This is a genomic window from Halobacillus faecis, assembly GCF_007991335.1.
Lineage (GTDB): Bacteria > Bacillota > Bacilli > Bacillales > Halobacillaceae > Halobacillus > Halobacillus faecis.
This window is the reverse complement of the sequence record NZ_BJYD01000003.1, coordinates 1-12,690: the sequence shown is the minus strand read 5'-3', so window position 1 is coordinate 12,690 and position 12,690 is coordinate 1. Positions and strand designations below refer to the sequence as shown.

General features: G+C 42.9%; 9 protein-coding genes and 1 other annotated feature. Of the genes, 2 read left to right on the top strand and 7 right to left on the bottom strand.

Annotated features, from left to right (window positions below; translation table 11 throughout):
* Positions 1–58 precede the first annotated feature (58 nt).
* Positions 59–276 (bottom strand) — a binding site (T-box leader).
* 160 nt (positions 277–436) lie between these two features.
* A complete protein-coding gene (locus HFA01_RS01095; protein WP_146812753.1) occupies positions 437–1,945 on the top strand; it encodes an N-acetylmuramoyl-L-alanine amidase family protein in 1,509 nt (502 codons plus the stop codon).
* Between the two features lie 71 nt (positions 1,946–2,016).
* Here HFA01_RS01095 and dtd read toward each other — a convergent pair whose 3' ends face one another.
* The 7 genes from dtd to HFA01_RS01060 form a co-directional block, all read right to left on the bottom strand.
* A complete protein-coding gene (dtd, locus tag HFA01_RS01090) occupies positions 2,017–2,463 on the bottom strand; it encodes a D-aminoacyl-tRNA deacylase (RefSeq protein WP_146812752.1) in 447 nt (148 codons plus the stop codon).
* A gap of 20 nt (positions 2,464–2,483) precedes the next feature.
* Positions 2,484–4,688, bottom strand: coding sequence for a RelA/SpoT family protein (locus HFA01_RS01085; RefSeq protein WP_146812751.1), 2,205 nt, complete (start codon positions 4,686–4,688; stop codon positions 2,484–2,486).
* A 137-nt stretch (positions 4,689–4,825) separates the two neighbouring features.
* On the bottom strand, positions 4,826–5,338 hold the full coding sequence (locus HFA01_RS01080; RefSeq protein WP_146812750.1) for an adenine phosphoribosyltransferase: 513 nt from the start codon (positions 5,336–5,338) through the stop codon (positions 4,826–4,828).
* A complete protein-coding gene (gene recJ, locus HFA01_RS01075; RefSeq protein WP_146812749.1) occupies positions 5,328–7,655 on the bottom strand; it encodes a single-stranded-DNA-specific exonuclease RecJ in 2,328 nt (775 codons plus the stop codon). Before recJ ends, HFA01_RS01080 begins: the two co-directional genes overlap by 11 nt.
* A gap of 56 nt (positions 7,656–7,711) precedes the next feature.
* Complete coding sequence (locus tag HFA01_RS01070) at positions 7,712–8,041, bottom strand: LapA family protein (RefSeq protein ID WP_146812748.1); 330 nt, start codon at positions 8,039–8,041, stop codon at positions 7,712–7,714.
* A 123-nt stretch (positions 8,042–8,164) separates the two neighbouring features.
* Entirely contained in the window at positions 8,165–10,444 is a 2,280-nt protein-coding gene (secDF, locus tag HFA01_RS01065; protein WP_146812747.1) for a protein translocase subunit SecDF, read from the bottom strand.
* Between the two features lie 167 nt (positions 10,445–10,611).
* Positions 10,612–10,908, bottom strand: coding sequence for a post-transcriptional regulator (locus HFA01_RS01060; RefSeq protein WP_146812746.1), 297 nt, complete (start codon positions 10,906–10,908; stop codon positions 10,612–10,614).
* 113 nt (positions 10,909–11,021) lie between these two features.
* Here HFA01_RS01060 and spoVB point away from each other — a divergent pair, with 113 nt between their 5' ends.
* Positions 11,022–12,578 (top strand): stage V sporulation protein B, encoded by a 1,557-nt coding sequence (gene spoVB, locus HFA01_RS01055; RefSeq protein ID WP_146812745.1) that lies wholly within the window; start codon positions 11,022–11,024, stop codon positions 12,576–12,578.
* The last annotated feature ends 112 nt before the right edge of the window (positions 12,579–12,690 follow it).

Sequence of the window (12,690 nt, the reverse complement as noted above, 5' to 3'; positions counted from 1 at the left end):
CTAACGAATAAACCATTTTTTACCACAAAAAAATCCCGTCCCTTTTCCGCGCTTGCGAAAAAGGGACGGGATTACCCGCGTTGCCACCCTGATTTGAGGCTGTTAGAGCCTCCACTCAAAACAGTTAACGCCTGTGTACGTCTACACCTACTGTCATTTCGATGTAGAACCTAAGAAACGTCTTTCATCAGAATATAACGATCGAATGCTTTCAGCCTAAGGCATTCGTTCTCTGTCCGCATGGAAACTGACTACTTTTTTCCTCAATGGTTTTGTTCGAATCATTTTAGAATTGATTATAATCATATAATCTCCGTTCACCCTATGTCAAGTTTATGACCACAAATAAATGAGATCAATCTTTTTTCAATGGAGCAGGAAATTGGTCGCATTTGTCGAATAGTGAAAGGAGACTATAGAGGAGGTGGAATATTTTTTGAAAAAAGGAATTATTTTCTTCATTTTTATTCTAGGAGTTCTTAGCTTTTATGAAACTCCTTCCGTGTATGCAGACAAAGCGGTCATCCAGGTCGATCACTTGAATGTAAGGAACGGACCTGGAACAGATTACGACCGTATTGGAAAAGTCCATACAGGGGAAACGTACACAATCTTAGAAGAGAAAGACAATTGGCTCAAGATTAAGCGAAGCGGTAAGGACGGATGGGTCGCCAAATGGCTGACAAAAGTAAAAGCGGAACAAGCCACAAGCGGAAGCTATTCTTCCAAGTATGATTATCTAAGAATTCGATCCGCACCGAATTTAGATGGAAAAATTGAAGGCTACTTGATGAAAGGCGATGTCGTAGAGCCAAAGAAAAAAGACGGGAAATGGGTTTATGTACAAAAAGGTAATACGAAAGGCTGGGTGCATGGGGACTATCTGACAAAAGACAATAGAGAAACTCATGAACCTCCAAAAGAAAAGGAAGCAGATGAGGATCAGTCATCAACTGTCAAGGGAACTGTGAAAGTTGGAACAGCCGTTCTTAATGTCAGAAGTGATAACTCTACTAGAGGTCGAATCCTTACCACAATACGTAAAGGTGAAACCTATGAATACATAGCGAAGAAAGACCGCTGGTATCAAATTAAATACAGCAGCGGAAAGACAGGTTGGGTAGCCGGTTGGCTTGTAAATGAAACAGACAATAACCAAACAAACACCCCTACTTCAAAAAATACCTATGTATCTTTAAGCTATAACGGCACGAACTTAAGATCAGGCCCATCGACTAATTACAAAATTGTCGGCCGCGGCAACAAGGGTGACCGATTTGAAATCATTAGCAAGGAGGGGCAATGGTACAAAATCTCATATAACAGTAAAACAGCTTATGTGGCTGGATGGATTGTAGAAGAGGTTAATCATGAAAGTGTCTCCACGGCCCCGAAAACTTCAAACTCCCTTAAAGGGAAAACCATCATGATTGATGCTGGACACGGTGGACGTGACCCCGGAGCAGTTGGAAGAAGTGGAAGCTACGAAAAGACACTGACGCTGGATACGGCTTTTATACTTAAAAGTCAACTTGAAAGCAATGGGGCTAAAGTGCTGATGACGAGGACGAATGATGAGTACATCTCCCTTTCCATCCGTTCGTTCCATTCGAACCGATCCAATGCCGATGCTTTCATCAGTCTGCATTACAATGCAGCACCAGTGAATGTCATTGCCAGTGGACTTAATAGTTACTATTACTCCTCTAAAGACAAGGCACTGGCAGATTCCTTACAGGCTTCAATCGTTGCACACACAGGATTGAGGGATCGGGGAACGAAAAAAGGCAACTTCCATGTCATCAGGGAAAATAATAAGCCGTCGGTCCTATTAGAACTTGGCTTCCTATCTGATGCAAGGGAAGAACAAACCGTAAAAACGCGTTCCTATCAGACGAAGGCCAGTCAAGGAATCACAGAAGGTTTAATCCATTACTTCAACTAGCAATAATTGTTCAAGGAACCTTTATCATACGAATTAAAAAAAGCTGTACTCGAGTTGAGTACAGCTTTTTATTATCGTTCTTTACTGTCAATGATTAATGTCACAGGTCCTGAATTCGTCAGTTGAACGTCCATCATAGCTCCAAATTGGCCGGTTTCCACTTTAACACCTTCATGCTCTACCATCTGATTAAAGGATTCATACAACTGTTCAGCTTGGTCAGGCTTTGCTGCCTGCATGAAGTTTGGACGGCGCCCTTTACGGCAGTCGCCATATAAAGTGAATTGGGAAATAGACAACATCTGTCCCCCTAAATCAACAAGTGAATGATTCATTTTCCCATCTTGATCTTCGAAAATCCGCAAATATGGAATCTTTTTGGCTAAATAACGTGCATCTTCTTCCGTATCCTCATTGGTGACACCTAATAATACGACAAGGCCCTGGTCAATGGTACCTACGGACTCTTTCTCAACGGTGACAGAGGCGTTTACGGCTCTTTGAACCACTGCTTTCATCGTAGATTCCCCTTTACCTTCTATTGCATAACACGACGAACCGTGTACACTTCCTGAATTTGCTTGATTCGTTCAACAATCTTACGTAAATGGCTCGTATTCTGTATCAAGATAGTAATATGAATGGTCGCCATTTTGTTTCGATCTGACTTTCCTGATACTGCGGTAATGTTCGTCTTCGTTTCATTGACCGCTTGAAGTACTTCATTGAGAAGACCGCGTCGATCATATCCCCAAATTTCAAGATCTACATGATACTGCTTGGAATCTGTGACGGATGTCTCCCATTTAACAGGTAACAGACGTGTCTGTGCTTCTTCGGTATGGACATTAGGGCAGTCGCTTCTATGGACAGACACTCCTCGTCCTTTTGTAATATAGCCGACAATTTCATCTCCTGGTACTGGATTGCAACACTTGGATAGACGGACAAGGAGATTGTCCACCCCTTCCACTCGTACTCCTGAATCTTTTTTACCTGTTTTAGCCGGCGTTTTGATTTCAGTTGTACTCACATCAGCAAGCGTCTGTTCCAGGTCTTGTTCCTGCTGCTTCTGCTTCCTGATTTTCTCTGTTAATCGAGTAGCAATCTGAGCAGCTGTAATTCCCTGATAGCCTACAGCTGCAAACATGTCCTCTTCGTTTGCAAAATTGAATTTATCAGAAACACGATTCAGGTTATCTGTCGTGTACACATCTTTCGGTTGAATACCAAAATTACGAATTTCACGCTCGACAAGTTCTTTCCCTTTAGAGATGTTCTCATCTTTTTGCTGTTTCTTGAAGAATTGTTTGATCTTGTTCTTCGCCTGTGATGTCTGTGCAAGCTTTATCCAGTCTTTGGAAGGTCCATAGGCATGTTTAGATGTCATGATATCGACAATGTCTCCGGTTTTCAATTCATAATCCAGAGGTTCCATCTTGCCATTCACTTTTGCACCAATCGTTTGATTTCCAACTTCGGTATGGATTCGATAGGCGAAATCCACGGGTACTGAACCAGAAGGAAGCTCGATCACGTCTCCTTTTGGTGTGAAAACATAGACCATATCTGAAAACAAATCCACTTTAAGGGATTCCATGAACTCTTCGGCATCATGTGTTTCACTTTGCCATTCTAGAATTTCACGGAACCATGTAAGCTTCTCTTCAAAGGATTGTTCTGCCGACGTCTGCTTTCCTTCTTTATAAGCCCAATGTGCCGCAATTCCATATTCCGCAATTTCATGCATTTCGTGTGTACGGATTTGGACCTCAAGAGGGTCTCCTTTAGGTCCGATCACCGTCGTATGAAGCGATTGATATAAATTCGGCTTCGGCATGGCTATATAATCTTTAAAGCGACCGGGCATCGGTTTCCAACACGTGTGTATGATCCCGAGTACGGCATAACAATCTTTGATACTGTTGACTGTGATTCTAACGGCTAACAAGTCATAAATTTCGTTGAACTGCTTATTTTGAAGAACCATCTTCCGGTAGATACTGTACAGGTGCTTCGGCCGTCCAAATAAGTCCGCATCAATGTTGACTTCTTTTAATTGAGCTCGAATCTCCTCAATGACTTCCTCAATATAGTGCTCCCGCTCATTCCTCTTCTGCTTCATCAAATGAACAATCCTGTAGTATTGCTGAGGATTTAAATACCGAAGGGCTGTATCTTCCAGCTCCCATTTAATTGTGGAAATACCCAGTCGATGAGCCAGAGGTGCAAAGATCTCCAGCGTTTCATTTGATATCCGGCGCTGTTTTTCAGCTGGAAGATGCTTCAAGGTACGCATATTATGAAGCCTGTCTGCAAGCTTAATTAAAATGACGCGCATATCTTTTGCCATAGCCACAAACATTTTACGATGGTTCTCTGCCTGCTGAGCTTCTTTGGATTTATATTTGATCTTACCTAATTTCGTTACACCATCTACCAGCATGGAAACTTCTTCGTTAAAGGCTTCTTCGATCTCTTTTAGCGATACATCGGTATCCTCAACGACATCATGAAGAAAACCACCTGCAATCGTCTCAGGATCCATCTCTAAGTTCACAAGAATACCTGCTACTTGAATGGGATGGATGATGTAAGGTTCTCCCGACTTTCGGAACTGGTTGCTATGGGCCTTTTCAGCAAATTCATAAGCACGACGAATAAACGCCAGATCTGACTCGTTCAAATACTGACTCGCTTGTTCTATGACTTCTTCCGCAGTTAGAACTGTATCTTTCGCCATTCAATCACCCTAGTTTCTTTAGAACTTTCAAAATATATTTGATTAACATTATCAAAAAAAGGACTCTTCTTGTAAAGGGAAAAGCCCGATGATCAATTGTAAAACAAAGAGCGCCCCTAAAAAGGGCACTCTTTCCATTAATATTGCATTAAAGTAAGGACATCATGTCCGTCCAATTTGCTACGGCCATCTAAGTATGTGAGTTCGATCAGGAACGCACACCCAGCTACTTCCCCGCCCAACTGCTCGACAAGGTCGATGGTCGCTTCAATGGTACCACCAGTCGCAAGAAGGTCGTCGACAATCAGTACTCGTTGACCTGGCTTAATTGCGTCTTTATGAATCGTCAATACGTCTTTTCCGTATTCCAGACCATAATCCACTTTAATTGTTTCGCGTGGAAGCTTTCCTTCTTTACGCACAGGTGCAAAGCCAATTTCCAATGCATAAGAGACAGGGCACCCGACGATGAATCCACGTGCTTCCGGTCCTACTACAATATCGATTTCTTTGTCTTTTGCGTATTCTACAATTTCATCAACCGCTGCTTTAAATGCCGGGCCATTGTCCATCAATGGAGTGATGTCCTTAAATTGGACACCTTCTTTCGGCCAATCTTCAACGATTGCAATATGCTCTTTATAATCCATTCGTTACTTCCTCCTTGACTTGCTTAAAACGCTGGTTCATATATTGGTCAAACCAACTCTTCAATTCTTTATATGTGGAATAATACAAGGTACGTTCAATTTGCAGCTGTTCTTCCCGTTGACGATAAAGCGAAGATTCGCGTAAATCTTTTTGAGAAGGTTCGGATTCTGCTGTAATAATCCCGTCTTTTATTTTAACAAAGTCGAGTTCAAAAAACACCTCAGAAATAAATTCCACCATGGACTTGTCCCATCCCTTACGATTGGCAAGTAAATCTGCTTCTTCATGAAGGTTGAACCGACCACGCTTCAATAGCATACCATAAAACCATTTGAAGTGGTCCCTCGAAGGCCATGTTTTTAGAAAAGTACTCTCCTGTATATGATAACAGACAAAGACTTTACGAGTTTCCAGTTTAGATAAAAGATCTGTCATATCCGACATACGCTTTGGAAGGTCGATAATCAGAAGTCCATCATAGGATTCTCCATGCTCCACTTCCTCTGCCTGGAGGACGGGAACATCGCATGGTGCTTCTTCTTTTCCTTGAAAGCTGACAGCTGCAAACGTTTGGTTTGGCGGAATGATCAAATTTTTCTCTATATGCTTAGAGCCTCTGTGATCAAATAACTGCCAATCTTTCACACGGAGATCCTTGATCATCACTTGCAAATTTTTTCGGCCGTTCCATTCGTTGACACCAAGTTCTCCTACAACATCCAATGCCGCTTGGGGGGATATCTGCTGATAAAGATCTCCCATCCCAAATGCAATTCCATCTAAACGTGATTGCTGACTTTGGAATTGGAACTTCAGATGATTTTTCTTACTGCCAATTAACCGTACTTCTTTTGGGGTGTGCTTGAGATGAAACAAAGGTTTCGGGTTCCCCATTCCAAATGGGCGGAGCTGGTTCACTTCCTCGATTTGTTTCAGAGATATGTCTTCCAGCTCAACCGTTGTTTCAATATCAAGGACTTGTTGATAGTCATCATCGGATAGCTTTTCCTCAGCTAAGGAAATTAAATCGCTTCGCAAACCATCAATCTGATCAAGGGCCAATGTCATCCCTGCCGCTTGAGCATGCCCACCAAAGTGTATAAACCGTTGTCGTATTTCCATACAGTTGGAGAATAAGTCAAAAGCATCTATACTGCGTGCTGAACCTTTAGCTTCCCCTTTTTCTTCATCAATGGCCAGGACAATCGCCGGGCGGTCAAATTGGCGGACGAGCTTGGAAGCGACGATTCCAAGAACGCCTGGGTTCCAACCCTCTTTAGCAACCACAATGACATTCTCAGCTTCCCCATTTTCAACGGAAACCATTTCTTCGGCTTCTTTCGCAATGGCAGCAACAATTTTCTGCCTTTCCTGGTTCAACTGGTTAATAAAGCTTGCTATTTGTGCAGCTTCTTCTAAATCCTCTGAAAGCAATAAATCGACCGCTGGTGTTGCATCCTGCAATCGCCCTACAGCATTGAGGCGGGGGCCGATTGTAAAACCGATCGTCTCTTCATTCATATCCCCCTCAATGTTGCACACTTTTCTCAACGCCTGAATTCCAGGGCGGGACGAGTGGGAGATTGCCTGTAGACCAATGGAAGCAAGCACCCTGTTTTCCCCTTTCAGGGGTACAAGGTCGGCAATTGTACCGATTACAGCAAGGTCAAGAAACTCTTTTGGAAACCGTCCTAATAAAGCATGTGCGAATTTAAATGCAACACCGACACCAGCTAATTCTTGGAATGGATAATCCGCTGAAGTCTTAGGGTGGATTATGGCATAGGCATCAGGAAGAACCTCCTGGACTTCGTGGTGATCTGTAATAATCAAATCCAGACCCAGATCTTTCGCGAATGACGCCTCTTCTATAGCGGCAATACCTGTATCCACCGTTATGATCAGCGCATAACCGGAGTCATAGGCAAATTGAAACGCTTCTTTATTTGGCCCATACCCTTCTGTAAAACGGTTCGGAATATAGAAGTCGCAGTCCGCTCCTGCTTTTCGGAGCGCTTCCACCATGACAGATGTAGAGGTAACCCCGTCCGCATCATAATCACCAAACACAAGAATAGACTGATCAGATGCGATGGCTTCCTTCACACGAGCCACGGCAATATCCATCCCCTCCATGAGCATCGGATCGTGAAGCTGATCAATCGAAGGGTTTAAAAACCGGTCCGCTGCTTCCGCGCTATGCACCCCTCTTTTTTCTAAAAGCTGCTGAGTAAGCGGAGTAACACCTGGAAGGCCTGTCGAACTTTCTTCCGAGTTTCTATATGTAAATTTCCATTTCATCTTGCTTTGTATCATAAGTTCACCCCTGACCCATCTATTATACAAGAGGGAACCAGGGGGAGCAAACGCAATTATGTGACTTTCGAAGAAGAACTTTCCTCTTCAGGAGCTGCTTCCTTTTCTTCTGTCACATTCCCATTTTCTTCTGTGAAGTTGTCAGAGGAGGAGGCTTCTGATTTCAACCTGCTATTTTCTTTCTTTAATCTGTAATAACGTAAAGCTCCTGCAGATGCTGTAGCTAACCCACCTAATAAAACCGATATAAGAATGACGAGAATCAGTGGTGCTTCCCCTGACCCAAACAAGTAATTGACCTGGACAGGATCTACGTTGATGACGGCAAAAATAGCAATCACTAAGGCGAAAACGAATGCCAAAATAAGATAGCTTTGTCCTTTCATAACTTACACACTCCTTCGCAGATAAAGGTTTCTTCCTATTGTTCATATACCCTGAAAGAGTCTGTAATAACCAAAGAAGACCATCCTCATGGAGGATGGTCTTTGCATGCGGCCGCTCTAACCTTACACTTGAGGGCCGTCAGTATTTTTCTTTTTCACATAGTTAATCGGATTATCTTTGATGTTTCGGCCACGCCATATGAGCCAAAGTTGAGACGCAATGAACAGGGACGAATACGTTCCTGCCAATAGTCCGATGACTAGAGCGAACGAGAAGTTTGTAATGGATGATGCTCCGAAGAATAACAACATGACAGCCGCAAAAATGACAGTAATGACTGTGTTGAAACTACGAGCAAGCGTCTGCATCAAGCTATCATTGACAACTTTAGCAAGTTCCTTGAAGGACTTGACTTTCTTCTTCATCCTCAAGTTTTCCCGAATCCGGTCGAACGTGACAATTGTATCGTTCACCGAGTAACCGACAATGGTCAGTATGGCTGCAATGATGGTAATATCAAATTCCAATCTTGTCAGACTGAAGAATGCAACAATGAAAAAGGCATCATGTAGCAGTGCGATAATGGCTGTGAGAGCAAAGAAGATTTCAAACCGGATCGTCACGTAGATGATAATTCCGATTGATGCATATAACACAGCCAGGGCTGCATTTTTAGCAAGCTCTTGCCCAACAATCGGTGATACAGTGCTGACGTTCGGTGTGTTACCGAACTCTTCTTCATAATAGCTTTGGATTTCACCGATTTTATCTTTGCTCAGTTCATCATCAAAACGAGCGACTGCAATTTCACTGTTGTCCCCGGATATGATGACCTGTTTAGGATTGACATCAAATTCTTCCTGCATGGTTTGTTCCACTTGTTCGGATGTGATGTTCCCATCAGACAAAATGGAAACTCTAGAACCACTTGTAAAGTCAATTCCCAAATTCAAGCGGAAGAAAGCAAGAGCTAAGATTCCCGCGATGACGAGAACAATAGAAATCGTGAAGAATCGCTTCCGAAGCCCTACGAAATCGAATTTCCGATTCATAAAGGTCGCTTCTACTTCTTCTCCTTCAGCAATATCATGGATATCCTCTGGTTTTACTCCAAACCATTTCGGTCGCTTATTCAAGAAGCGGCTCTTCACCCATAAACTCATGAATAATCGCGTACCATAAACTGCTGTTATGAAACTGACGAGAATACTCACAATCAACATCGTTGCAAAACCTTTGACTGAACTTGTTCCGAAAATGAATAGAACAGTGGCTGCAATCAAGGTGGTAATGTTCGCATCGAGGATGGTTGCTAAGGAACGTTTGTTTCCTGCCTTATAGGCTGAGAGAAGAGATTTACCTGATTTCAATTCTTCCTTAATTCGTTCATACGTGATGATGTTGGCGTCTACCGCCATACCGACACCCAAAATCAAGGCGGCAATACCTGGCAGTGTCAAGACACCATTCATCAATTCGAAGACCACGAGAATCAGGTAGATGTAAACACTCAATGTAAGTGTTGCAATAATCCCAGGGAAACGGTAATACGCAATCATGAACAAGAAGATCGCTGCGATTCCGATAAAGCCTGCAAGGATCGTTTTATTCATGGCTTGCTCACCAAATTGAGCGCCCACAGATGTGGAGTAGGTTTCTTCAAGGTTGACCGGCAAGGATCCAGCGTTCAGAATATCTGCTAATTGCTTGGCAGATTCCTGCGTGAAATCTCCACTGATCATAACTGAATTGCTACGAACAGGCCCGTCAGAAAAACCTGGTGCTGAAATATAAGCCGGGTCTTCTTTCCCCCACTCTTCAGCGAAGGAAGTATCTTCATTATAATCCAACCATATAACTAAAAGATTATCCGGATATGGTGTGTTTGGATCGTTCGGAGTGTTATAAATTTCCTCTGAAACATCATAAAACTTGGAAGCACTTTTAACCTTCAGCGTTACGATGGGTTCATTCGTGTCTGGATGATAAGACTGCTGAGCACTTCCTTCAACCAGATCGGCACCATCCATATACAACTTTCCATCCGTGCCCCGGAAAGAAAGTTCAGCAGTTGTCGAGAGCAGTTCTCTTGCTGTTTGCTGATCTTCCACACCAGCAAGCTGTACTCGAATTCTTCCCCCATCTTCAATGGTGATGTTCGTTTCACTGATACCCAATGTATCCACACGCTCTGTCAATGAACGTGCCGTAGCCTCGAGAACTTGTTCATTCACTTCCTGGTCCTCATCTAACGGCTCCACATCGTATAAGATTTCAAAGCCACCCTGTAAATCCAATCCTAACTTAATATCTTTTGTAACTCCTGTTATGGTCGTCCCAATCGTAGCAGCCAGTAATAAAACCACGATAAAAAAGGCTACTATCCGCCCTCGTTTCACCATACTGTCCTGTTCCTCCTTTATGTACGAACACATGCGATGATCCATCGACTATATGTATAAATGATAATAGACAATATTTGATAATCCCCGTACCTATTCTACTACTTTTTCAAACTTTCGCAACAATAGGAAAAACTTTACGTTGATCACCATAAAGATCTCATGCCTTATTCATATTCTGAAGTTCCTTTCAGTGCTTCAATGGAAGATAGAAGATCATCATTCTGATAGGCCTCTGTAGTCAGATAACTCGTGTATGTATGTGTCTGCAAGTGTAAGATATCCTGGACCATTTGGTGCAGCCTCTTTTCTGGTTCGCCATTCCAAACTTTCTTTATTAAACAATCCCACACTTCTTCTTCGGTCGCACGTTTATAACCTAATAAGTGTAACTCCTCTACTTTGCTTTGCAAGACTATTTTCAGTTCATTTCTCCAGCTTGTGACCACTTTTGTCTGATCCATTAAGTTACTCCTCACTCTAAGGTTTTCGTAAACGGGTGTCATGCCTTGTCCATCCTTACGCATATACTTCATTGTAGCGGAATTTCATTTCTTTGAGAAGGCGGATCAATCATATGTCAAAACAAACTTTTTTACATGGTGCACTGATTCTGGTTGCTGCTGGACTGATCACCCGTTTACTCGGTTTCGTTAATAGGATCGTTGTTGCCCGCGTAATGGGACCTGAAGGTGTGGGGCTTTACATGATGGCTTTACCTACTTTGATTTTAGCCATTACCATCACACAGTTCGGTCTTCCTGTAGCCATATCAAAGAGAGTGTCAGAAGCAGAAGCGACTCGGAACGAAAGTAAGATCAAGCGAATTTTATTAGTTTCGCTTGCAATCACGGGCTCGTTAAGCATCTTGTTCACAATCGGACTCTTTCTTTTAGCCCCAGTAGTAGCCACCTACTTTCTCACAGATTCAAGAGCCTTGTACCCATTGCTAGCCGTCACTCCCATCATCCCTATTATCGCCATATCATCTGTGATTCGAGGATATTTCCAGGGCAGACAGAACATGAAACCACAGGCGATCTCTCAAGTTATTGAACAAATCGTCCGAATTGGTTCAGTCGTGATCCTTACTAAAATGCTTTATCCCTATGGCGTCCAATATGCAGCCGCTGGAGCCATGGTATCTGCAGTGATAGGTGAATTTGTTTCTTTGATGTATATGTTGAGACAATTCAACATCCACAAAAGCTTCCGTTTGCGGAAATCGTGGAAAAAGCATATCCATGAGGGCAAGAAGACGCTTAATGAATTAATGACAATCGCTCTTCCAACGACGGGAAGCCGCTTTATTGGTTCCTTAACGTATTTCTTTGAACCGATCCTCGTCGCACAAAGCCTGGCTATTGCAGGAATTACGGCTATTGAATCTACCAAACAATATGGAGAGCTCACGGGCTATGTACTGCCCCTGCTCTTTTTGCCGACTTTTTTAACTCATGCTCTGTCTATTGCTCTTGTTCCGTCGATCAGTGAAGCGGCAGCTCAAGGTAAAAACGAAACTATTGCTTACCGAATCATGCAGTCAATCCGATTATCCATTGCGTCCGGAGGGCTGATCACGATTGTGTTCATGATCTTCCCGGCTGTCATCCTTACGACGGTGTATGGGACGAGCCAGGCCTCTTTCATGCTTCAGTTCATGGCACCATTCTTTCTACTTCATTATATCCAGACGCCTCTTCAAGCAACCTTGCAGGCTTTAGATTTAGCCCGACCGGCCATGTGGAACACGCTGATTGGGGCTATCATCAAGTTTATTGTTTTAGTCGGGTTAAGTTCTCGTCCTGAATTCGGCATTCATGGAGTGGCGCTTGCCATCGTAGTCGGTGTCGTTGTGGTTACCCTGCTTCATTTAGGTGTACTTATGAAATATAAAGTCATCACCTTCCCATTACAGATGTTCATTAGATTCGGTCTCGTAATCGGCGTGATCGGGATTGTAGGGTTTCAATGGAAACACAACTGGCTTCTTGAGAGCAAACCTCTTTCGCAGTTGTTGACGATGGGTATGGGACTTACTGTTTTGTACATTGTACTGTTATTCATTTTCCGTTTAATCCGAATGGAAGAAGTCAAAATGATCCCCTGGAACCGCCTCTTCCACAAAAAATAACCGCCCTAAAGCGGTTATTTTTTATTCTCTTTTTTATTTTCCCATAAAACGCTCTGTATTAAGCTTTCAGTGTTAAATACCTAGGCATGGGGGTTTTAATCTTATTCTCCAA

Bases quoted from the DNA above. Each gene is read 5' to 3' on its own strand.
- spoVB (WP_146812745.1), top strand. From the start codon at position 11,022: ATGTCAAAACAAACTTTTTTACATGGTGCACTGATTCTGGTTGCTGCT.
- HFA01_RS01070 (WP_146812748.1), bottom strand. From the start codon at position 8,041: ATGAAAGGACAAAGCTATCTTATTTTGGCATTCGTTTTCGCCTTAGTG.
- HFA01_RS01080 (WP_146812750.1), bottom strand. From the start codon at position 5,338: ATGGATTATAAAGAGCATATTGCAATCGTTGAAGATTGGCCGAAAGAA.
- recJ (WP_146812749.1), bottom strand. From the start codon at position 7,655: ATGATACAAAGCAAGATGAAATGGAAATTTACATATAGAAACTCGGAA.
- dtd (WP_146812752.1), bottom strand. From the start codon at position 2,463: ATGAAAGCAGTGGTTCAAAGAGCCGTAAACGCCTCTGTCACCGTTGAG.
- HFA01_RS01060 (WP_146812746.1), bottom strand. From the start codon at position 10,908: ATGGATCAGACAAAAGTGGTCACAAGCTGGAGAAATGAACTGAAAATA.
- HFA01_RS01085 (WP_146812751.1), bottom strand. From the start codon at position 4,688: ATGGCGAAAGATACAGTTCTAACTGCGGAAGAAGTCATAGAACAAGCG.
- secDF (WP_146812747.1), bottom strand. From the start codon at position 10,444: ATGGTGAAACGAGGGCGGATAGTAGCCTTTTTTATCGTGGTTTTATTA.